This window comes from Streptomyces sp. NPDC020996 (genome assembly GCF_040641355.1).
Classification (GTDB): domain Bacteria; phylum Actinomycetota; class Actinomycetes; order Streptomycetales; family Streptomycetaceae; genus Streptomyces.
The window spans coordinates 17,024-38,272 of record NZ_JBFADM010000067.1 but is presented as its reverse complement, the minus strand read 5'-3'; the positions used below and the strand labels follow the sequence as shown (position 1 = coordinate 38,272).

General features: G+C 72.8%; 16 protein-coding genes. 10 read left to right on the top strand and 6 right to left on the bottom strand.

Going from position 1 to position 21,249, the window contains the following annotated elements; translation table 11 throughout:
• Positions 1–37: 37 nt before the first annotated feature.
• The 5 genes from AB0G63_RS32765 to AB0G63_RS32745 all read left to right on the top strand — a co-directional run bounded on the left by AB0G63_RS32765 (position 38) and on the right by AB0G63_RS32745 (position 7,119).
• Positions 38–613, top strand: coding sequence for a Uma2 family endonuclease (locus AB0G63_RS32765; RefSeq protein ID WP_360757811.1), 576 nt, complete (start codon positions 38–40; stop codon positions 611–613).
• 43 nt (positions 614–656) lie between these two features.
• On the top strand, positions 657–1,307 hold the full coding sequence (gene leuE, locus AB0G63_RS32760) for a leucine efflux protein LeuE (RefSeq protein ID WP_360757809.1): 651 nt from the start codon (positions 657–659) through the stop codon (positions 1,305–1,307).
• Positions 1,308–1,589: 282 nt separating this feature from the next.
• Complete coding sequence (locus tag AB0G63_RS32755; RefSeq protein WP_360757807.1) at positions 1,590–3,059, top strand: glycosyltransferase family 29 protein; 1,470 nt, start codon at positions 1,590–1,592, stop codon at positions 3,057–3,059.
• Positions 3,056–5,389, top strand: a complete 2,334-nt coding sequence (locus tag AB0G63_RS32750; protein WP_360757805.1) for a glycosyltransferase — start codon at positions 3,056–3,058, stop codon at positions 5,387–5,389. The genes AB0G63_RS32755 and AB0G63_RS32750 overlap by 4 nt, the downstream gene beginning before the upstream one ends.
• Before the next feature lie 2 nt (positions 5,390–5,391).
• Positions 5,392–7,119, top strand: a complete 1,728-nt coding sequence (locus tag AB0G63_RS32745; RefSeq protein WP_360757803.1) for a hypothetical protein — start codon at positions 5,392–5,394, stop codon at positions 7,117–7,119.
• Positions 7,120–7,442: 323 nt separating this feature from the next.
• Here the strand turns inward: AB0G63_RS32745 and AB0G63_RS32740 are convergent, their stop codons facing one another.
• From AB0G63_RS32740 to AB0G63_RS32720, 5 genes are all read right to left on the bottom strand, one after another.
• Positions 7,443–8,705 (bottom strand): NAD(P)/FAD-dependent oxidoreductase, encoded by a 1,263-nt coding sequence (locus AB0G63_RS32740; RefSeq protein WP_360757801.1) that lies wholly within the window; start codon positions 8,703–8,705, stop codon positions 7,443–7,445.
• A complete protein-coding gene (locus AB0G63_RS32735) occupies positions 8,702–9,100 on the bottom strand; it encodes a GtrA family protein (RefSeq protein ID WP_360757799.1) in 399 nt (132 codons plus the stop codon). Before AB0G63_RS32735 ends, AB0G63_RS32740 begins: the two co-directional genes overlap by 4 nt.
• Positions 9,087–10,121, bottom strand: a complete 1,035-nt coding sequence (locus tag AB0G63_RS32730) for a glycosyltransferase family 2 protein (RefSeq protein WP_360757796.1) — start codon at positions 10,119–10,121, stop codon at positions 9,087–9,089. The genes AB0G63_RS32735 and AB0G63_RS32730 overlap by 14 nt, the downstream gene beginning before the upstream one ends.
• 528 nt (positions 10,122–10,649) lie before the next feature.
• Positions 10,650–11,981, bottom strand: coding sequence for an alpha-2,8-polysialyltransferase family protein (locus AB0G63_RS32725; protein WP_360757793.1), 1,332 nt, complete (start codon positions 11,979–11,981; stop codon positions 10,650–10,652).
• A complete protein-coding gene (locus tag AB0G63_RS32720) occupies positions 11,981–12,967 on the bottom strand; it encodes a glycosyltransferase family 2 protein (RefSeq protein ID WP_360757791.1) in 987 nt (328 codons plus the stop codon). Before AB0G63_RS32720 ends, AB0G63_RS32725 begins: the two co-directional genes overlap by 1 nt.
• A 198-nt stretch (positions 12,968–13,165) precedes the next feature.
• Between AB0G63_RS32720 and AB0G63_RS32715 the strand changes: the two genes are divergently transcribed.
• The 4 genes from AB0G63_RS32715 (at position 13,166) to AB0G63_RS32700 (ending at position 17,949) form a co-directional block, all read left to right on the top strand.
• Positions 13,166–14,539, top strand: a complete 1,374-nt coding sequence (locus AB0G63_RS32715; RefSeq protein WP_360757788.1) for a DUF6716 putative glycosyltransferase — start codon at positions 13,166–13,168, stop codon at positions 14,537–14,539.
• 80 nt (positions 14,540–14,619) lie between these two features.
• Entirely contained in the window at positions 14,620–15,891 is a 1,272-nt protein-coding gene (locus AB0G63_RS32710) for an N-acylneuraminate cytidylyltransferase (protein ID WP_360757785.1), read from the top strand.
• Positions 15,892–15,905: 14 nt separating this feature from the next.
• Positions 15,906–16,844, top strand: coding sequence for an N-acetylneuraminate synthase family protein (locus tag AB0G63_RS32705; RefSeq protein WP_360757783.1), 939 nt, complete (start codon positions 15,906–15,908; stop codon positions 16,842–16,844).
• Positions 16,845–16,884: 40 nt separating this feature from the next.
• Positions 16,885–17,949 (top strand): hypothetical protein, encoded by a 1,065-nt coding sequence (locus AB0G63_RS32700; RefSeq protein ID WP_360757781.1) that lies wholly within the window; start codon positions 16,885–16,887, stop codon positions 17,947–17,949.
• Positions 17,950–18,007: 58 nt separating this feature from the next.
• On the opposite strand, the gene AB0G63_RS32695 is transcribed toward AB0G63_RS32700, so the two are convergent.
• A complete protein-coding gene (locus AB0G63_RS32695; protein ID WP_360757778.1) occupies positions 18,008–18,682 on the bottom strand; it encodes a class I SAM-dependent methyltransferase in 675 nt (224 codons plus the stop codon).
• 381 nt (positions 18,683–19,063) lie between these two features.
• Between AB0G63_RS32695 and AB0G63_RS32690 the strand changes: the two genes are divergently transcribed.
• Positions 19,064–20,290, top strand: coding sequence for an amidohydrolase (locus tag AB0G63_RS32690; protein WP_360757829.1), 1,227 nt, complete (start codon positions 19,064–19,066; stop codon positions 20,288–20,290).
• Positions 20,291–21,249 lie beyond the last annotated feature (959 nt).

Genomic DNA, 21,249 nt, shown 5'->3' with positions numbered 1-21,249 from the left:
ACTCTCGTGGAGAGTGGGCCCCGAAAAGGAGGACGCCATGGCCGTACTGCAGCAGGAGCTGACCCTGGGCGAGGCTGCCGACCAGCTCGCCCGTGCACTGCCTGGCCACCGCGTGGAGATTCTCCAGGGGAGGCTCACTGTGACACCGCCGCCGGATGGCTCGCACGGGTTGTCGTTGACGAAGTTGTGCAGGGCGATCGAGCGCGCAGGCATCGAAGGAAGCGGGGCTGAGTGGATCCAGGGCGTGGGCCTGTGGCTGCCCACCCTGCCTTCGGACTTCGCGATCCCCGACCTCTCCATCGTCGACGAAGACTTCCGCGACGCCCACGTCACCAAGAACCACTACGCCCCGCACGTCTTCCGCCTGGTCGTCGAGATCACGTCGTCGAACTGGTCCGACGACCTCGGCCCGAAGGTCGAGTGCTATGCCCAGGCGGGCATCCCGGCCTACCTCGTCGCCGACCGCAAGCACGGTGAGGTGCTGCTGTACACGGACCCGGCCGACGGCGTATATCCCGGCCCCCAGCGGTTCAAGCGCGGGCAGGACCTGGTTCTGCCGGAGTCGGTCGGGGTACGGGTCGAGCTCTCCGTGGACACCCTGCTCGACGGCTGAAACACCCGAGCCGAGTGTCGTACCCGTGTGCGACACTCCGGACATGTTCGGCGTCATCGATCTGCCCACCTACCTGGCCGGCCTCGTGCTCATCGTGCTGCTGCCCGGGCCCAACTCGCTGTACGTGCTGTCCGTGGCCGCCCGGCGTGGGGTGCGGGCCGGGTACGGGGCGGCGGCCGGGGTGTGGTGCGGGGACGCCGTGCTGATGACGCTGTCCGCCGCCGGCGTCGCCTCGCTGCTACAGGCGAACGCCCTGCTGTTCGGCATCGTGAAGTACGCCGGCGCCGGATACCTGACCTGGCTCGCGGCCGGCCTGATGCGGGCCGCCTGGGGGATGTGGCGCACGCGGCGGGAGAAGGCCGTGCCCGAGGACGCCGGCGCGACGGCCACCGACGAGCGGCCCTACCGCCGGGCCCTCGTCATCAGCCTCTTCAACCCCAAGGCGATCCTGTTCTTCGTCGCCTTCTTCGTCCAGTTCGTCGACCCGGGCTACGCCTACCCCGCCCTGTCCTTCGTCGTCCTCGGCGTCTTCGCGCAGCTCGCGAGCGTGCTCTACCTCAGCGCGCTGATATTCGGCGGCACCCGGCTGGCCGCCGCCTTCCGCCGCCGCAAGCGGCTCGCGGCGACGGCGACCTCGGCGGCCGGGGCGCTGTTCCTGGGCTTCGCGGTGAAGCTGTCGCTGGCGAGCGTGTGATCACCGGCGTGTGATCACCGGCGTGTGATCACTGGCGGGTGATCACCGGCGGGTGATCACGAGCGTGCCGAAGCGCGCCGAGCGCCCGCGCGCTGACGGGTTTTCGGGCTCGTGCCGCAGGCGGACCGGGGTGACCGAGCAACGATTCTCCCCCCGGCCCCGGCGGGTTCACCTCAACGTCGTTTTCGCTTCCTAATTTGACCCGGCATCCCCCCGCGCCGCGGTGAACCCCGGCGGGTGAGGCACGTTCACAGCTTGGTTCGGCACATACCCAGGAGCGCCATGACGAGGGTCCACAACAGACGGGCACGCGCACGCGGAGGGGAGCTGGACGACTGCCTGCGCGCCTGCGCCGTGCACAGCGGCAAACTCGTCGGCAGCATCGACCGCCGCCGCGTCGAACTCGCCGAACAACTGCGCAAGCTGCTCGTCGTGTGGGGCACCACCGCCACCACGGCCGCCGCGCCCGCCCCGGCCGGCGGCGCCACCGCGCTGCTCAAGCGTGCCGTCAAGGGAGCCGCGGCCCCCGCCTCCGCCGGCATCGGCAACGAACTGCTCGACGCCCTGCTCGCCGTGGCCAACAAGGCGCTGGAGTGCGGCTACGACGACGAGCTGAACCTCGCCCTGGTCATCAGCGACACCGTGCTCGCCCAGCGCAAGAACTCCCGCGCCGGCTGGCGGTTGCGCGCCCGCCTCCTGGAGGCCCTCGGCGACGAGACGGAGGCGCTGGAGGCGTACGAGAAGTACCTCTCCCTCACCGACGACGACGGCTTCGGCGTCCGCAACCGCATCGCCGGCCTGCGCCTGGCCGGCGAGAAGGAGCGCGAACTGTTCGCGCTGCTCGGCCGTCAGGTCCCGCGCGCCGCGGAGTTCACCCGCCGCCCCGCCACCGAGGTGTGGGCCGAGGGCCTGGCCGCGCACGCCGTCGGCGACTGGGCCGAGGCCGAGCCCCGGCTGGTGGGAGCGCTCCTCACGCTGGCCGCCGAGGAGGCCCCGGTCACCGACCGGCAGGACCTGCTCAGCCAGTACCTCGACCTGCGCACCGCGGTCCCCGGCGTCGACCTGCCCGCGCTCACCGACGCCCTCGCCCTCTACGCCGAGCAGCGCCGCAGCCGCATGCGCGGCCCGGTCGCCGACCCGACCGTCGGCGGCGTGCAGTGGATCAGCCTCGGCGAGTTCCGCAACCTGATCACCGGCAAGTCCATCTGCCTGATCGCCAACTCCGGCCGGGTCGGCACCAGTTCGATGGGCGCCGAGATCGACTCCTACGACCTCGTGGTGCGCTTCAACTCCTACAAGATCGACCCGAAGCACACCGGCAGCCGCACCGACATCCACGCCACCATCCACAAGCACGGCTTCAACTGGGACCAGCAGGTCACCACCCGCCTGGTCTTCGGCGGCATCTCCGGCGACTGGAAGCACTCGCTGCGCAACCGCCTGGTGCCCGGCGCCCAGACCTACCTCGGCGACGAGTCGCTGCGCTGGCCCCTGCGCAACATCGGCAAGCTCGGCGCCGACGCCTGGTCGGGCATCCCGACCACCGGCTTCAACATGCTGTGGCTGCTGGACTTCCTGGACGTCAGCCCCCGGCTCGACCTGATCGGCTTCGACTTCTACGAGAGCGGCGCCTACCGCGTGCCGGAGGCGATGAAGCTGGCCATCACGTCCGTGCACGAATACACCAGCGAGAAGGAATGGGTCATGCAGCGGGCCCAGAGCGTGACCGACATGAGGATATCCCTGCGATGACCACGACCTCCCTGACCGCGCCCGCCGCCGGCCCGGCCCCCGCGACCGACGCCTCCGCGCTCACCGGCAAGCGCCGCATCGCCTTCGCCTCCTACGTCGACGAGAACTACCTGCCCGGCTTCCTCGTCCTGCTGCGCAGCCTCGCCCTGTCCAACCCGGGCGTCTGCGAGGACTTCGTCGTCCTCTACGACGACCTGCGCCCCGGCTCCGTCGCCAAGATCCGCGACCTGCACCCGCGCATCGTCCTGAAGCGCGTCGACGCCGACCACTACGACTCGTACAAGAAGGGCGACCAGGACAACTACCTGGTCCGCAAGGCGTACTTCATCCTCGACGTCTTCCGGCTGCGCGAGTACGACACCGTCATCACCCTCGACACCGACATGGTCGTCCTCGGCGACCTGAGCGAACTGCTCAGGCTGCGCGAGGGACTCGCGGCCGTGCCGCAGTTCTTCTACGGACAGCACAAGCTCAACTCCGGCCTGCTGGTCATCCAGCGCGAGTACCTCAGCGACGAGTTCTGCGCGAAGCTCGACCGGTGCGGGCGCAGCGGCGACTACGAGCTCGACAAGCACGACCAGGGCATCCTCAACGCCGTCCTGGACGGCGACTTCGTCCGCCTCGACCCCCGCTACAACTTCGTCAAGCGGCGGCTGTCCGGCGATCTGCCGGTCCCCGAGGACACCGCGATCCTGCACTTCACCGGCCGCCACAAGCCGTGGCAGGGCGGCGAGGCCGGCTACAGCCAGGCCGAGGACCGCTGGCGCGAGTTCGACCTGTCCGACGCCGACTTCCACGCCGCCTACCTGGCCTCCTCCGGCGGCCTCCACCACGACCTGCTCGTCCACTACGGCACCCCGCACGTCGCCCGCACCGGCGACGCCGAGGTCGCCCGCAAGGTCGCCGCCGCGCACATCGCCTCCGGCGACTACCAGGACGCCGTCGACATCCTCAGCAGCGTCCGCGTCCCGCTCGACGAGGCGTGGCCGCACGAGGTGCTGGGCCACGCCCTGATGAGCGTCTCGCGCTACGCGGAGGCCAAGGCGCAGCTGCTGCTGGCCACCGCCGCCCCCAACCGGGCCGCGACCGCCTACGCCCGCCTCGCGCAGATGGCGTGGGTGCACGGCGACAACGCCCAGGCGCTGAAGCACGCCACGGCCGGCCTGTCCGTCGACCCCACCCACCGCTCCAGCCGTCTGTGGGCGCAGCGCGCGTCCTCCGTACCGGCCCAGGAACTCGGCGCCCCCGAGGACCAGTTGGCGCACGTCGCGTTCTACATGGACCGGCAGGGCAACGCGGGCGACAAGCTGCTCCCGGAGAGCGTCCGCCTCGCCTTCGGGCCGGACACCAGCTCCCGCCGCTGGCACTCCGTCCACGCCCACCGCCTGTTCGACGAGGCGGCCCTGGAACGCGTCAACGCCCGCCGCGGCCTGGTCATCGGCGGCGGCGGTCTGTTCATCCCGGACACCATGCCCAACGGCAACAGCGCCTGGCAGTGGAACGTCCCGGACGAGCTGCTGGACCGCATCGACGTGCCGATCTCGGTGTTCGCGGTGGGCTTCAACGCCTTCGACGGCCAGTCCTACCGGGCCGGCCGGTTCCGGCAGTCGCTGCGGCTGCTCGTCGAGCGGTCCTCCTTCTTCGGGCTGCGCAACCACGGCTCGATCGAGAAGGTCCGGGCCATGCTCCCGGCCCGCCTCCAGGACAAGGTGCGCTTCCAGCCCTGCCCGACGACGGTCACCCGGCAGCTCGTGCCGGGCTGGCAGGACCCCGCGCACCGCGACGACACCATCCTGATCAACGCCGCCTACGACCGCGCCGGCCTGCGCTTCGGCCACGACTACGGCTACTTCCTGGCCCAGATGGCGCAGGCCGTCCGGGACCTGGGCGAACTCGCCGAGGTGCGGTGCGTGGCGCACTCGCTCGACGACGAGAAGATCGCCTTCGACCTGCGCCGCGAGCACGGCATCTCGCTGCCGGTCATCCCGATGTACGACTTCGAGAACAAGGAGATCCTCGACCTCTACGCCCGCACCAAGCTGGTCATCGGCATGCGCGGGCACGCCGGAATGATCCCGTTCGGCTGCGGCACGCCCATCATCAGCCTGATCTCGCACCCGAAGATGGCGTACTTCCTCAACGACATCGAGCGGCCCGAGTGGGGCGTCTCCGTGCACGACCGCCACCTCGCCGCCCGCCTGGTGGAGCGTTCCCGGGAGCTGCTCGCCGACCACGCGAAGACGGTGGCCGACGTGCACGGCCGCCAGCAGGAGCTGTGGAAGGTCACCGAGGCGAACGCCGCCGACCTGCGGGTCATTCTGGGCGGCTGACCGTGGCGACGGTCCTCGCCGACGACATGGCCGTACGGACCGGGAAGGCCGGCCGCCGCGCACCCCTGTGGTGGGCGGCGGTCGCCCTGCCGTCCGCGGCGGCCGTGGTGTACACCGTGGTCACCCGGCGCCTGACCGGCGACCTGCACTACGTCCTCGCCGCCCTGCGCACCGGCCGCGCGGCCGGCTACTCGCCGTCCGAGGTCTTCACCCACCGGCCGTTCTTCTACCGCTGGTTCATCGCGATCCTCGACCGGCTGACCTCCTTCGGCGGTTCGACGCCGGTCCGCGAGGCCCTGATGGGCGCGGCCGGCGTCCTGCTTGCCGGGGCTGCCGGGTACGCCCTGCACACCGCCCTGCTGCGGTGGGTCACCCGGCGCGAGGCCGCCCTCACGGCCGGCGCCACCGGCCTCGCCCTGGCCCTCGCCCCCCGCAACGACTTCCTCCAGCCGGAGTGGGCGGCCGTCGTGCTGACGGTGTTCGCGGTGGCCGCGGCGCTCGGCCCGGCGCGCCCGTGGCGGGGCGTCCTGCTGGCCGCGCCGCCGCTCGGGCTCGCGGTGATGATGAAGTACTCCACCGCCGCGACGGCCGCGATCGGCGTGCTGCTCGTGTACGCCGCCGACCGGGGCCGCGCCGTGCGGCTGGCCCTGGCCGGGGCGGGCGCGGCGGCGGCCCTGTTCGGGCTGAGCGTCCTCGCCGGATCGCACGAGCGGCAGTGGACCGCGGACATGCCGCGGATCAACCAGTCGGCCCTGAGCAGGACCGGGCTCCACCCCGGCCCGGTTTTCGACCAGTGCGTCGACTTCCTCGCCGACCGGGCGGTGGCCACGCCGGTGCTGCTGCTCCTGCCGGGCGCGCTGCTCCTCGTACTGGCCCGGGTGCGCCGGCGCCGGCGGCGGGCCGAGGTGCTGCTGGTCGCGGTCACCGCCGCGGTCGCCGCGCAGGCGGTCGTGGTCGTGCAGGGCAACTGGTTCCTCTACCACGCGGCCCAGCTGCCGGTGCTGGCCGCCGCCGTCTGGGGCCTCGCGGTGGGCGGCGCGCGCCGTTCGCCGCCGTGGTGCTTCGGGGCCGTGTCCCTGGTGTACGGCGTGCTGCCGGTGCTGTACGCCGAGCTGCCCAAGGGTCTGCAACGGCCGTGGGAGGTGTGGGCGGCGGGCCTGCTCGCCCTGGCCGCGGCCGCCGTGGACGCCCGGGCCGCGGGGCGTGACCCCGCCCCCGCGACCGCGGGACGGGGCGCAGCCCGGTCCGCCGTCCCGGTCGCCCTCTTCGGGGTGGTGTGCCTGGCCGCGGCCGTCTGGCCCGGCTCCCCGCACCTGGTCGCGCGCGGCAAGGTCACCGAGACCAGCGCCCAGTACCTGGAGGAGCTGCGCAGCACCGAGCGGGAGGCCGACCGGATCCGCGCCGAGCTGCCCGCCGACGCCCCGGTGCTCTACCTCGCGTTCGGCGACACCACGTACTACGTCGGCCACCCCGCCCGGTGCCGGTACCCGATCGCCACGTTCCTGCAGCGCACCCGCTTCCTCCCGGACGTCACGCGGCTGCCGTCGTACCGGGAGAACGCCGACTGCGTCGACCACGACCCCGCGCCCTACGCGGTGCTGGAACGCCCCTGGTTCCGCCCCGGCAAGGTCGACCCGGCCCTCTGGCACCGCATCGAGGCGGTGTACGACTGCCCGCCCGGCGGCCCGGAGGAACGGGTGGTGCTGTGCACCCGCAGGCACCCCGCCTGAACCGGCGGGAGGCCGAGGGCGCATCCCGGCGGCCCGCCGAACGGGGGGAGCGGTTCCCCCGAAGAGGTGGGCCGCCGTGCGAGCGCAGGCCGAGTCGGCCGAAACAAGCAACACTAACGGTGTGCGAGCGGCTAGTCACGCAACGTGGCGTGCGTGTCGCGACGCGCTTCCCCCACAGTGAAAGGAGCAGCACATGATCACCGACCTTCTCGCCGGCATCGTGGAATTCCTCGGGGTGCTGCTGTAACAGCGGCACCCGCCGACGCGGTGCCGTCCTTCCCCGCGGGAGGGACGGCACCGCCTCGTGCGCGAACGGACCGGGGTCAGGTCAGACCCAGCGACGCGGTCACCTTCCGGGCCAGCGCCACCGAGTAGCTCTGGCCCCGGTCCTGGGGGAAGATCTGCGCCATCGTCGCCAGCGTGACCCGGCTCATCGGCGTCTCGTGGGCCGGGATCAGCGCCCGGTACCCGGGCGTCACCACGGGCTGCGCGAACCCGGCCTTCGAGAAGTGCCAGTCCTTGATCCAGGAGGCGTCGAACTGCGGGTTGATCCGGCGCAGATACGGCAGGTACGCGGTCAGCAGTTCGCCCGGCTCGGTGGTGAACCGCCAGTCGTCGCGCGCCACGTAGTTGCCGACGTAGAGGACGTGCCGGCCGCCGTAGACCGACGGGTCGATCATCCGGGTGTGCTCGACCACCGCGAGGAAGGGAAAGTCCGGCTCGTTGACGTTGAGCCAGTAGTACGGGATCACGCTGCGGTCCAGCTCCAGCACGAAGCAGGTCGCGGCCAGGTACTGGTTCTTCCACAGGCGGTCGTCGGCGGGCAGTCCGGCCGCCTTCGCGAAGGCGGGCTGCGGGACGGTGACGATCAGCCGGTCGAAGTCGTAGCGCGAGCCGTCCGCGCACCGGACGACGGCGGTGTCGCCGTCCTGCCGTATCGCCTCGACGGTCTTGCCGAACTCCACCTTTCCGCCGCGCTCCTCGACCCCGTCCCGCAGCGCCGCGTACACCCGCTCGAACCCGCCGTCCACGTAGCCGAGTTCGAAGGTCCGGCAGTGGATGCGGGCCCACAGCCAGGCCATCGACACCTGCTCGGCCCGATCGCCGAACTTGCCGCGCAGCAGCGGCTCCCAGATCGCCGCGGTCGCCTTCCGGCCGGCCCACCTGCGCAACCAGGCCAGCGCCGTCAGGTCGTTGAACCGTTCACCGTCGCGGACCGCCTTCAGCACGGCCGACGAGCCGGCGAAGCGCACCGCGTCCAGCGGGCCGAACTCCGGGAAGCGCAGCATGTCCAGCGGCGTGGTGAAGTCGACGAGGCGGCCGCCCCGGTAGATGCCGGTGGCCGGCTTGTGGAAGCGCAGCGCGTCGCCGAGCCCCAGCTCCCCGATGAGGGCGATCATGTCCCGGTCGCTGCGGAAGATGTGGTGGTAGAACCGCTCCAGCGCAGCGCCGCCCACCTCCAGCGAGGCCGCGAGGCCGCCGAGTTCGTCCGCCGCCTCCAGCACCGTGACCCGGTGCCCGGCGCGCACCGCGTCCCAGGCGGCGGTCAGGCCGGTGGCACCCGCGCCGATGATGCCGAGATTCATGCGAAGCTCCACTTTCTGTTGAGCACGAACTGCAGCGCCAGGACCGGCAGCAGCGAACCCGCCTTGACCAGGTCGGCGTCGACGCCCAGCGCGTCGGTGAACACGAGGAAGAGCAGGTTCGTCAGGACGATCCCGGTCAGTCCCACGGCGTAGAAGCGCAGGAAGCGGACGACGATCCGGTCCCGGCGCTCGAAGGTGAACAGGGCGTTCAGCACGAAGTTGTTGGCGATGCCGAGCGTGGTGGAGAGCGCGTTGGCGACCTGTTCGTCCAGCCCGGCGAGGTTGTGCAGCAGCAGGAAGACCCCGAGGTCGAGCGCGACGCCGCTGCCGCCGATCAGGGTGTAGCGCAGCAGCTGGCGCAGGGTCTGCGGCGGCGCGGCCTCAGCGGTGGTCATCGTCGCCGCCGATCACCTCGCGCACCAGGTACAGCGGCCGCCGCTGCGCCTCGCTGTAGATGCGTCCCACGTACGCGCCGATGATCCCGAGCGACAGCATCTGCGTGCCGCCGAGGAACAGCACGACGCACATCAGCATCGTCCAGCCGGAGACGGTGATCTCGGGCCGGAAGAACTTCATCGCCAGCGCGTAGAGGATGCCGGCCAGCGACAGCGCCAGCACGGCGAAACCGAGCCGGGTGATCATCTTCAGGGGGGCGGTGGAGAAGCTGGTGACGCCGTCCACGGCGAGGCGGGTCATCTTGCGCAGCGGGTACTTCGTCTCGCCCGCGAACCGCTCGTCGCGGTCGAAGGCCACCTCGGCCTGCCGGAAGCCCATCGAGGCGACGATGCCGCGCACGAACCGGCTGCGCTCGCGGTACCTGCGCAGCTCGTCGGCGACCCGCCGGTCCAGCAGGCGGAAGTCCCCGGTGTCCAGCGGGATGTCGACCTCGGTGGAGGCGCGCAGGACGCGGTAGTACAGGTGCGCGGTGGCCCGCTTGAACGCGGTGTCCCGCCGGGTGCGCCGGCGCGCGTGCACGATCTCGGCGCCGGCCCGCCAGGCGTCGACCAGTTCGAGGCTGACCCGCGGCGGGTCCTGCAGATCGGTGTCCATCACGATCACCGCGTCACCGCGGGCGACGTCGAGGCCGGCGGTGATGGCGATCTGGTGGCCGAAGTTGCGGGCGAGGTCGACCACCCGCACCCGGCGGTCCTCGTCCGCCAGGTCTCTCAGCAGGGCGAGCGAGCCGTCGGTGGAGCCGTCGTTGACGTACACCAGCTCGGCGTCGAGGTCCGGGCGGGCCGTGAGCGCGGCGGTCAGCTCGGCGTGGAAGGCGGCGACGCCGTCCTGCTCGTTGAAGACGGGCAGGACGTAGGAGATCAGCGGCCGCCGGACTGGCCCCGGCCCGGCCGGCGCGGGCGGCGCGGGCGCGACGCGAGCCGGGGCGTGGACGGGCGGGCGTATGTCCTGCTGGGTCATCGCGGACCGCCCGCCGGGCCGCACGGTACGGAGGAGACTGCTGTTTGCGCCATTGGGGGAAGCTATGGAGCCTTCGTTAACCGCGCCCCAACGTCCCGCGTCGGAACGCGGTCTTCCCCGTTGCGCTTCGCCCGCCGTCCGCCTCGCGCCGGTCTGCCGTCCGCCTTGGGCCGGTCTGCTGTCCGCCTTGGGCCGGTCTGCTGTCCGCCTCGGTCGCGCGCCTGCCGACCGGTCGCGCGGATCGTGCGCCCGTCGGCCGCCTCCGGTGCGCGTGGTCGCCTGGGTCGCGCGCCTGGGGCGTGCGCCCGTCGGCCGTCTCCGGGCCGCCGGGCGGTCGCCTGGGTGGACCGCCTTGCGCCTGGCGCCTGCCGTGCGTCTGCCGGTCGGTCGCCTGGGGGCGCCCGCCCGTGCCTCGGCCGTGCGTCTGCCGGCCGGTCGCCGGCCGCCCATCTCCGGCGGGCGGCCGGCCGCCTGGGGCTTGTGCCCGTCGGCCGGTCGGCTCGGTCGTGTCGTCGGGCCGGGGGCCGCTCAGCGCCGTACGGCCTTCCGCAGTGCCCGGGCCCGGCGGACCACCCGGCGTGCGGTGGCGTTGCGGGGCAGGAAGGCGAGCCGCTCCGGGATGCCGCCCGGCAGCCCCAGCGAGGTGAGCCGCTTCTTCTTGAAGTAGCGCAGCGTGCGCGGGCCGAGGTGCCGCGAGAGATAGCGCTCCGCCTCCGCGCGCCGGTCCGGGTGCAGCTGCGGCTGCATGGTGAAGCCGACCGCGGTGACCAGGTCGTTCAGCGTGTCGGCGGGGACCGGGTCCTCGCCCTTCCGGCCCTGGAGGTCCGGCACCAGCGCGTCGGCGAGCACGGCCGGCACCCGGTTGCTGTTCTGGTACGGCGTCAGGCGTTCCAGCAGCGGCTCGGTGCCGACGCGGGCCACCGGCAGGCCGTAGAACGCCGACGCGGTGAACAACGCGGTGGAGAAGCAGCCGACGACCAGGCCGGGCGGCGACTGCGCGAACAGCACCTCGGCGAGGACGGGCACGTCCAGCACGGTGAGGTCCACGCCCAGCTTCCCGGCCTCGGCCTCCAGGGCGCGGCTGTAGCGGGCGGGTGCGCTGGGATGCGGTTTGAAGACGATCGAGCGGTGGCCCCGCTCGGCCGCTCCCCGCGCCATCCGCACGTGCAGGTCCTCCTCCTCCTGCGGGGTGAGGATGTTCAGCGCGGACAGGTACTGGCCGAGCAGCAGCGCCGAGCCGTCCGGCAGCACCGGCAGGTCCGTGACGGCCGCGCTCAGTTCGGTCATCGTCTTCAGGAACGCGGCCGTCGGCACCACCTGCGCCTGAACGCCGAACTCGGTCAGCAGCATCGGCGTCAGGCCGGGCACCAGGTCCAGGTGCAGCAGCCGGCGCACCCGCGTGCCGATCAGCGGGTCGAGCTTGTTGCGGGTGGGGCCGTAGCTCATCAGGCCGTCGGCGTAGACGTCGATCGGGGCGTCGGTGAACAGCTGGGCCACCGTCTGCGCCGGGGCGACCTGGAGGGACTCCACCACCAGCTCCACCCGGTCCTCGCCCAGGCCCCACAGCAGCCGCAGGTAGCGCTCGAAGAGCGGGACGTCGTCCGGACGGGGGACCCAGGCGCCCGGGTGGAACGGGTGGATGGCCTCGTTCCAGGACAGCACGGCGTCGAAGTGGCCGCGCAGCGGTTCAAAGCCCGGCATCTCGTCGAGCGCCGGGGTGGTCTCCGGGATCGCCGAGGTGTTGAACACCAGCAGCACTTCGCGGTCCGCCTCGGGGAAGCAGTCGGAATCCAGCGCGGCGGCCAGGGTGGCGGCGCCGTAGAGCGTGGAGGCGCAGTAGATCCGGGTGGTACGGGACATCAGGCAGCCGCCTTCGCTGTGGTGATCCGCCGCCGCAGCCGCCGCAGCCTGGCGGAACGGCGCAGGTCCATGGTGTCGAGCACGTCGCCGAGGGCGTCCTGCGGCATGCGCTGCATCGCGGCCGCGGCCAGGGACCGCAGCTGCCTGGCGACGGCCGGCTCCCACTTGGCCTCGTCGGAGAGGTGGTGGTCGATGATCGCGCAGTAGGTCCGCACCGCCTTCGGCAGCAGCCGGGCGGCGTCCGGGTCCGCCGCGGTCTCCTCGATCACCTGGTCGAAGGCGCGGATGAAGTCGAGCTGCCGGGCGTCGCCGATCTGGGTCAGCGAGGAGGCCACCCCGCGCCGGTAGAACACGCCGAGCAGGCTCACCACGGCGAACGAATCCGCCTCACGGTGCAGTTTCCAGATCCACGGCCGGTCCTCGGCCGTGCGCAGCCCGTCCGTGAAGTGCAGCAGGCCCCGCTCCAGCAGCCGCCGGTGGTAGGCGCCGGCCCACGCGTAGGCGTAGTCCACGGAGGTGGTGCGGTTGGCCGGCAGGATCGCCTCGCGCGGATCGAGCACCTCCCAGCGGCGCCCGTGCGGGACCCGGTGCACCGTCCGGGCGCGGGCGGTGGTCTGCACATGGTCGGTCCGAATGAAGTCGCAGCCCAGCTCCTCGATCGCACTGACCAGTTGCGTCAGGTAACCGGGGGCCAGCCAGTCGTCGCCGTCCAGGAACGTCAGGTACTCGCCGCTCGCCGCGTCCAGACCGGTGTTGCGCGCGGTGGCGAGTCCTCCGTTCCTGTCGTGACGGACGAGGCGCACCTGGGCGACCCCGGACAGTTCCTCGGCCGCACGCTCCAGAATCGCCGGAGTTTCGTCCGTCGAATGGTCGTCGACCAGGATGAACTCGAAATCCGGGCGGGCGTTCAGGCGAAGACTTCTGAGGGTGTCCGGCGCATATTGCTGGACGTTGAAGAACGGCACGATCACGGAAAGCTTTGGCACCCGAGAAACCCTAGGAGGGCGCCCGGCTGCGGAACTTTCCGGTGGGCGTACAGGGGATGAACTCGATGTGTCGGAACGGTGCATCCCTTGTGCCTGACGGCGTTTGACGAGCCAGTTCGGTTCCAGGCGGGCTGTTGTTAACTCTTTGTTGAGATGTGGTTGGGCCATTCCTGGGAATTGCTTCCTAGCGTCTTCGTCGTGCCACCAAGTACACCGAAGCCCACGCGAATCGCCGTGCTCGCGGACTCCGACACCCGCTGGAAATGGGGTGCCCTGACCGCGGCGCGGATCGCCCCGGGCCCGACCATGGGAACCGCCTCGGCGGAGGGCGGGCAAGCCGGCCCCGGGCTGGACGGATTCCTGCTGCGCGGCCGGTCCACGCCCACCGCGCGCCAGCTCGCCGAGGTCGGCGTGCGCGCCGACTCGCTGCGGGAGGTCACGGCCGTCGAGTTCCTGCGCGTCATGGCCGAAGGGGAGTACGACGTCGTCGTGCTCGCCCTCGTCGGCGGCGGCGTGCAGGCGGTGCTGCACGGTCTGAAGCGGGTCTGGGAGGGCCGTGCCAGGCGTCCCGTCGTCGTCACCGGCTACGTCGGCGTCGTCTACGAGAAGCTCGCCGACGGTCTGCTGCTGCGGCACGGCGCGGACCTGGTGCTCGCCAACTCCCGCCAGGACGCGGAGCGTTTCCGCGCGGTCTACGAGGGAGTGGGCGCCGACGCCTCGTCGGTGACGGAGGTGGCGCTGCCGTTCCTCGGCGGAGCCGCCTACGACGGCGGCCGCGACTCGGCCGCGGAGCCGGAACGCAGGCCGCACACCGTGGTGTTCGCCGCCCAGCCGTCCGTGCCGGACAACCGGCGGGACCGTACCTACCTGCTGGAGCGGCTGGTCCGGCACGCGCGCCTGCACCCCGAACGCGAGGTGCTGCTCAAGCTGCGCTCCAAGCCGGGCGAACACACCACCCACATCGAGGAACTGCCCTACCAGAAGCTGGCGCAGCGGTTCGAGCTGCCCGCCAACTTCCGCCTGGTGTACGGCAACATGGGCGAGGTCCTGGACCGCACCGACCTGCTGGTCACGGTCAGTTCGACGGCCGCGCTGGAGTCGCTGCACCGCCGCATCCCGACCGTGGTCCTCACCGACCTGGGCGTGCGCGAGGTGCTCGGCAACCACCACTTCGTCGGATCCGGCTGCCTCGCCTCCTGGGACCAGCTCGACGCCGGGCACCGGCCCGAGGCCGACCAGGAGTGGGTGGCCCGGCAGGGCGTCGCCTCCGGCGGAGGGGCGTACGCCACCGCCTTCGACGCGGCCCGCGAGCGCGTCGCCAAGCTGCTCGCCCAGCCCGCCGGGCTGCCCCCGCTGACCCCGTACTACACCCCCGCGACGGCGCCCGGCTACCTGCCCGGCATCCTCGCCCGCCACCACCTCGGCCCGGACGGCAGCCCGCTGCCCGGCGCGCCCGCCGCCGACCGCGAGCCGGGCCCGGTCCGGCAGATCGTGCGCCGCGCGGCGCGCGGCGCCTACCGGCACGGGGTGCAGCGCGTGGCGCCCGTCATCCGGCGGATGGGCGAGCTGTGAGCCGCCCCACCGGGCGGGCTGTGAGCCGTCCCACCGGGCGAGCCGTGAGCCGCCCCACCCCACCCCGAGGAGCAGAACCCATGTCCAGTCCGCAAGCGGGACACGGCGCGACGGTGCGCCGGGTGCTCGCGGTGATCCCCGCGCGGGGCGGCTCCAAGGGCGTGCCCGCGAAGAACCTCGCCCCCGTCGGGGGCGTGCCGCTGGTGGCGCGGGCGGTGCGCGAGTGCCGGGCCGCCCGTCTGGTGACGGACGTCGTGGTCTCCACGGACGACCAGGCGATCGCCGCCGCCGCCCGCGAGGCCGGCGCCGAGGTCGTGCTGCGGCCCGCCGCCATCGCCGGCGACACGGCGACCTCCGAGGCGGCCGTGCTGCACGCCATGGACGCCCACGAGGCCCTGCACGGGGCCCGCGTGGACGCGGTCCTGCTGGTGCAGTGCACCAGCCCCTTCCTGGTCCGCGAGGACATCGACGGGGTGGCCGGCGCGGTCGTCGAGGGCGGCGCCGACACGGCGGTGACCGTGGCGCCGTTCCACGGATTCGTCTGGCGCGACGCCGACGACGCCGTCGACCCCGTCGAGGCTCCCGACGCGGCCGGTCCGTCCGGCGCACGCGGCGGCTACGGCGTCAACCACGACAAGTCCTTCCGCCCGCGCCGCCAGGACCGCCCCCAGGACCTGCTGGAGACCGGCGCCGCCTACGCGATGGACGCCGTCGGCTTCCGCGAGCACCGGCACCGCTTCTTCGGCCGCACGGAACTGGTGCGGACCGACCCCGCCCGGGTGCTGGAGATCGACGACCCGCACGACCTCGCCCGCGCCCGCGCCCTCGCGCCCCTCTTCGACGCGGGGCGGCCCGGCGCGCTGCCGGCCGCCGACGACGTCGACGCGGTCGTCCTGGACTTCGACGGCACCCAGACCGACGACCGGGTGCTGATCGACGCCGACGGAAAGGAGTTCGTCTCCGTGCACCGCGGGGACGGCCTCGGCATCGCCGCCCTGCGCAGGAGCGGGCTGAAGATGCTGATCCTCTCCACGGAACAGAACCCGGTCGTCGCCGCCCGGGCCCGGAAGCTGAAGATCCCGGTCCTGCACGGCATCGACCGCAAGGACCTCGCCCTGAAGCAGTGGTGCGAGGAGCAGGGCATCGCGCCCGAGCGCGTGCTCTATGCCGGAAACGACGTCAACGACCTCCCGTGCTTCGCCCTCGTCGGCTGGCCCGTGGCGGTCGCGAACGCCCACGACGTCGTGCGCGGCGCCGCACGCGCGGTCACCACCGTCCCCGGCGGTGACGGCGCGATCCGGGAGATCGCCAGCTGGATCCTCGGCCCCTCTCTCGATTCCCTCGACAAGTAAGGAAAGTCCCCGCCATGAGCACCCACTCCCGTCTGCGCACCTTCGGCTCGCGTGAGGTCGGCCCGGGCCGCCCCGTCTACATCTGCGGCGAGATCGGCATCAACCACAACGGCGACCTGGACAACGCCTTCAAGCTGATCGACGTGGCCGCCGAGGCCGGCTGCGACGCCGTGAAGTTCCAGAAGCGCACCCCCGAGATCTGCACCCCGCGCGACCAGTGGGACATCGAGCGCGACACCCCCTGGGGCCGGATGACGTACATCGACTACCGCCACCGGGTCGAGTTCGGCGAGGACGAGTACCGGCAGATCGACGAGTACTGCAAGGAGAAGGGCATCGACTGGTTCGCGTCCCCGTGGGACACCGAGGCGGTCGCCTTCCTGGAGAAGTTCGACCTGCCGGCCCACAAGGTCGCCTCCGCCTCCCTCACCGACGACGAGCTGCTGCGCGCCCTGCGCGCCACCGGCCGCACGGTCATCCTGTCCACCGGCATGTCGACGCCGCGGCAGATCCGCCACGCGGTGGAGGTGCTCGGCAGCGACAACATCCTCATGTGCCACGCCACCTCGACCTACCCGGCGAAGGCCGACGAGCTGAACCTCCGCGTGATCAACACGCTGGAGAAGGAGTACCCGAACGTCCCGATCGGCTACTCCGGTCACGAGACGGGCCTGCAGACCACGCTGGCCGCCGTCGCCCTCGGCGCCACGTTCGTCGAGCGCCACATCACCCTCGACCGCGCCATGTGGGGCTCCGACCAGGCCGCCTCCGTCGAGCCGCAGGGCCTCACCCGCCTGGTGCGCGACATCCGCACCATCGAGGCGTCCCTCGGCGACGGCGTCAAGAAGGTCTACGACTCCGAGCTGGGCCCGATGAAGAAGCTGCGCCGCGTCTCCGGCGTGGTCGCCGAGGCGGAGATCGCCGCCGCCGCGGGCGAGCCGGTCACGGTCTGACGGTCCGGGCGACACCAACCAGGGGAACGGTCATACGCCGATGAGCCGCCGCGCCGGATCCGCCGGCCACTCCACTCTCGCGTTCGTCGAGAGCCCGGTACAGCTGCTGAACGTGCTGGAGTGGGCGCACGCCCATGCGCCCGGCGCGGGGCTCACCCTCGTCGTGCTGTCCCCGACCGACCCGATGACCCGCGGCCAGTTGCGCCGGATGGCCGAACTCGCCCGCGAGGAGGGCCACGAGGTCCGCTGGGAGGAGGCCAGGGGCGGCCCGGCGGCGCCGTTCCAGACGATCGGCGGCCTGGCCGGCATGCTCCGCCGCGCCGACCGCGTCGTACTGGGCGACCCCTTCTCCCGCTACGTGCAGCTGCTGCTGACGATCACCAGGGCCTCCGCCCTCGTCGTGGTGGACGACGGCACGGCCACCATGGAGTTCGTCGCCCAGCTCGCCCGCGGCGAGCGCCTGGTGCGCTGGCACCGCAAGGGCGGCCGCCCCGGCCCGCGGGACCTGCTCTTCGCCCCGGTCTCCTCCTCGGCCCGCCGGCGCCTGACGCCGGGCGGGAAGCGGCAGGTGGAGATCTTCTCCGCCATGCCGGTGGACGAGCGGCCGGACGGGGTGACGGTGACGGTGAACGCCTTCGCCTGGACCCGCGCCCGCTTCGGCCCGCCCCGCATCACCAAGGGCGCCGACATGGTGGGCACCTCCCTGGTGGAGACCGGCGTGGTGGACGCCGAGCGCTACCTGGAGGCGGTGCGCACCCTGGCCAAGGCGCACGGCGCCACCCGCTACTTCGCGCACCGGCGCGAGAGCACCGAGAAACTGCACCGGCTGGTGCTGGAGACCGGCCTGGAGGTGGTCCGCCCGGACCTCCCGCTGGAGCTGATCGCCCGCCGCGGTCCGGTCGGCGGCACGATCCTCAGCTTCCCGTCCACGGTCGTCCACACCCTGCCCCTCGCCCTGGCCGGCACCCCGGTCCGGGTCGCCGTCTGCGACATAGACCCGGCCTGGCTCACCGACCGAGCCTCACCCCGTGCCCAGGGCTTCCTGTCGGGCGTGACGGACACCGCCCGCGACGTCCACCGCCTGTCGGCGGTCAGCGTGGTGTGACCGGGCCTGCGGCTGACGGCGGTCAGCGCGGTGTGACCGCGTCTGCGGCTGCCTTCGGTCAGCGCGGTGTGACCGCGGGCGGCTTGCGCGCCAGCACGAACGCGCGGGGCCGGGTCTCCTCCCCGTCCGGCTCGCGCAGCACGCGGGTCGTCGGCCGCAGTCCCGCCGAGGCCAGGTGCCGGGCCACCGTCCCGGGCGTGCGCCAGTAGTAGTCCAGACCGATCTCCCGGCCGAAGCGCTCGGTCAGGCGCATCCGGCCCTCCTCGTCGCCGGACTGGAAGCCGAGCAGAACGTGCCCGCCGGGCACCAGCACGCGGTGGAACTCGGCGAACGCCCTGGGCAGATGCCCGTCCGGCACGTGGATGACCGAGTACAGGGCGAGGACCCCGCCCAGCGTCCCGTCCGGCAGGTCCAGGCGCAGCATCGAACCCACGTGGAAGCGCAGCTCCGGATGCGCCTGGCGGGCCAGCGCCACCATGCGCGGGGAGACGTCGACCCCGAAGACCGGCACGCCGAGCGCGTGCAGCCGCGCGGTGACGTGACCGGGGCCGCTGCCGACGTCGGCGACGGGAGCCGGGCCGGCCGTCCGGACCAGCTCGGCGAAGCCGGTGAGCAGCGCCAGGTCCAGGGGGTGGTGGGCCAGGCTGTCCGGGTGCCGCTCGGCGTACGGATCGGCGATCTCGTCGTAGGAGGCCCGGGTGGCGCGGATGAAGTCGGGGGTGTCGTCGCTCACGTGGCCGGACCCTAGCCCCGGCGCCCGGCGCGTGTCCGGCGGTTCACCGGCCCGGCACCGGCTGTTCGCGGGGACCGCCGCCCTCCTGGGACACGCGTCGCGGAGGTATGCGGGGGTATGCGGCTCGTGTGCGCCGAGTGGCCGTACGCCGCGTCCGTCGTGTGGCCGGGCCGTCGGGCGGGGGTGACGATTCCGACAGGTGAACAAACCCGCCGTACGGGAGCGCAGCGTGGTATGCGTAGAGAAAGGAGTGGTTTACCCACCTCAACCGAATCCCATGCGCCGAGGGGCGAGTTTTTCTTCGTCTGACGGGCTGAAGTTTGTTGATCCAGGCTCGGTCGGCCGTCCCGGCGTCCTACCCTTCAGAGGGTGAAGCAACTGATGTCACTGGAGTCCGAAGTCGATCTGCCGGCCGCGGAAGCGCTGCTGCCCGGCACGCTGCCCGAGGCACTGCGTGCCGAACTCATCGCGTTCCGGCGCGACTTGCACATGCACCCGGAGCTCGGCAACCAGGAGTTCCGCACGACCGCCGCGATCAAGGCACGGCTGGAGAAGGCCGGGCTGCAGCCGCGTGTGCTCGCCGCCGGGACCGGACTCGTCTGTGACATCGGCCACTGGGGCGGCGACCGCCCCGCGCTCGCGCTGCGGGCCGACATCGACGCCCTGCCCATCCCCGACATGAAGACCGAGTGCGCCTACCGCTCCACCGTGCCCGACCGGGCGCACGCCTGCGGGCACGACGTGCACACCACCGTGGTGCTCGGCGCCGGCCTCGTGCTGGCCGACCTGCACCGGCAGGGCAGGCTGCCGCAGCCGGTCCGGCTGATCTTCCAGCCCGCCGAGGAGGTGCTGCCGGGCGGCGCCGCCGACGCCGTCGAGTGGGGGGCGCTGGAGGGCGTGGGCCGGATCGTCGCCGTGCACTGCGACCCCCGGGTGGACGCCGGCCGGATCGGGCTGCGCACCGGCCCCATCACCTCCGCCTGCGACCGGCTCGAGGTCTCCCTCGACGGCCCCGGCGGCCACACCGCCCGGCCGCACCTGACCACCGACCTGGTCACCGCCGCCGCCCGGGTCGCCACCGACGTGCCCGCGCTGGTCGGCCGCCGCGTCGACAGCCGCAGCGGCCTCGCCGTGACCTGGGGCCGTATCGAGTCCGGCCACGCCCCGAACGTCATCCCGCAGCACGCGGAGCTCTCCGGGACGGTGCGCTGCCTCGACCTCGCCACCTGGCGGCAGGTGCCGGACGTCGTCGTCGCCGCCATCGACGAGGTCGCCAACCTGCACGGCGCCAAGTCGGAGATCAACTACGTGCGCGGTGTCCCGCCGGTGGTCAACGACCAGGCCGTCACCGATCTGCTGCGGCACGCCATGGCCGCCCGGCGCGGCCCGGACGCCATCGAGGGCACCGAACAGAGCCTGGGCGGCGAGGACTTCTCCTGGTACCTGGAGCACGTGCCCGGCGCGATGGCCCGCCTCGGCGTGCGTCCCCCGGGCGAGCGGACCGTGCGCGACCTGCACCAGGGCGACTTCGACGTCGACGAGTCGGCGATCACGGTGGGCGTGGAACTGTTCACGGCAGCCGCCCTCCTGGACGCGGCGGAACGCTAGCGCGGGCCCCGCCCCGCCGACGGCCTCCGCCGAGGCCCGCGAACCGCGAACCGCCAGTCCGACGGCCTCCGCCGAGGCCCGCGAACCGCGAGTCCGACGGCCTCCGGCCAGGTCCGCCGGACCGTGAGGCGGGCGAACTCCGGCGCGGTCCGCCGGCGGCCTCGGCGCGGGGGCCTGGGCGTTCCCGTTTCAGGGCTGCCCGCTCACCCGTCCGCCCCGGCCCGCCCCTGCCCGCCCCGGTGGGCGTCCCCGGGCGAGCGCACCGCGCGCGTCCTGGGCCAGGGCGACTTCGACGCGGACGAGCCGGCGACCGCGGGGGGCGTGGCTGACCCCGCACCGCCGGTGTGGTCCGCCGAACCGGCGCGGCGGGGTCCGCGACAGGCCGGGAGCGATCCCGTCGGCCGGTCTCCGGCGTGCGGCGCCTACGAGCCTGACTTGGTCCGCCGGCCGGTCCGGGGTGGGGCGTTGGTGGGTCCGGTGGGGTCCGTCGGCCGGTCCGGGGTGGGGCGTCGGTGGGTCCGGTGGGGTCCGTCGGCCGGTCCGGGGTGGGGCGTTGGTGGGTCCGGTGGGGTCCGTCGGCCGGCCCGGGGTGGGGCGTCGGTGAGTCCGGCGGCCGGTCCGGCGTGGGGCGTCGGCTGGTCCGCCGGGCGGTCCGGTGCGGGGCCCCGGGCAGGGACGACACGAGGCCTCGGCGGGAACGGCGTGAGCTGCCGACCGGCCGCCGCAAGAGCCGGACGTCCCTGGTCCAGGGACGTCCGGACCCCCGGCGCAACATGTCCGTAAGCCATTCGTGAACAGACCGCAACGGTCGCCGCGGCAGCCGCAGACCCTCAGTTCAGACGCTGTTTGCCTCGAATCGATAACGGCTTCCGGAGAGGTCTCTTTCCGACATCTACGCGCGTTACGATGCCGCGAAGCCGACGCCGCCGGGGCGTCTCGGCTCGGGCACTGGCATGGTG

Coding starts and splice junctions, on each gene's coding strand:
- AB0G63_RS32765 (WP_360757811.1), top strand. CDS start 38: ATGGCCGTACTGCAGCAGGAGCTGACCCTGGGCGAGGCTGCCGACCAG.
- leuE (WP_360757809.1), top strand. CDS start 657: ATGTTCGGCGTCATCGATCTGCCCACCTACCTGGCCGGCCTCGTGCTC.
- AB0G63_RS32755 (WP_360757807.1), top strand. CDS start 1,590: ATGACGAGGGTCCACAACAGACGGGCACGCGCACGCGGAGGGGAGCTG.
- AB0G63_RS32750 (WP_360757805.1), top strand. CDS start 3,056: ATGACCACGACCTCCCTGACCGCGCCCGCCGCCGGCCCGGCCCCCGCG.
- AB0G63_RS32740 (WP_360757801.1), bottom strand. CDS start 8,705: ATGAATCTCGGCATCATCGGCGCGGGTGCCACCGGCCTGACCGCCGCC.
- AB0G63_RS32735 (WP_360757799.1), bottom strand. CDS start 9,100: ATGACCACCGCTGAGGCCGCGCCGCCGCAGACCCTGCGCCAGCTGCTG.
- AB0G63_RS32730 (WP_360757796.1), bottom strand. CDS start 10,121: ATGACCCAGCAGGACATACGCCCGCCCGTCCACGCCCCGGCTCGCGTC.
- AB0G63_RS32725 (WP_360757793.1), bottom strand. CDS start 11,981: ATGTCCCGTACCACCCGGATCTACTGCGCCTCCACGCTCTACGGCGCC.
- AB0G63_RS32710 (WP_360757785.1), top strand. CDS start 14,620: ATGTCCAGTCCGCAAGCGGGACACGGCGCGACGGTGCGCCGGGTGCTC.
- AB0G63_RS32705 (WP_360757783.1), top strand. CDS start 15,906: ATGAGCACCCACTCCCGTCTGCGCACCTTCGGCTCGCGTGAGGTCGGC.
- AB0G63_RS32700 (WP_360757781.1), top strand. CDS start 16,885: ATGAGCCGCCGCGCCGGATCCGCCGGCCACTCCACTCTCGCGTTCGTC.
- AB0G63_RS32690 (WP_360757829.1), top strand. CDS start 19,064: ATGTCACTGGAGTCCGAAGTCGATCTGCCGGCCGCGGAAGCGCTGCTG.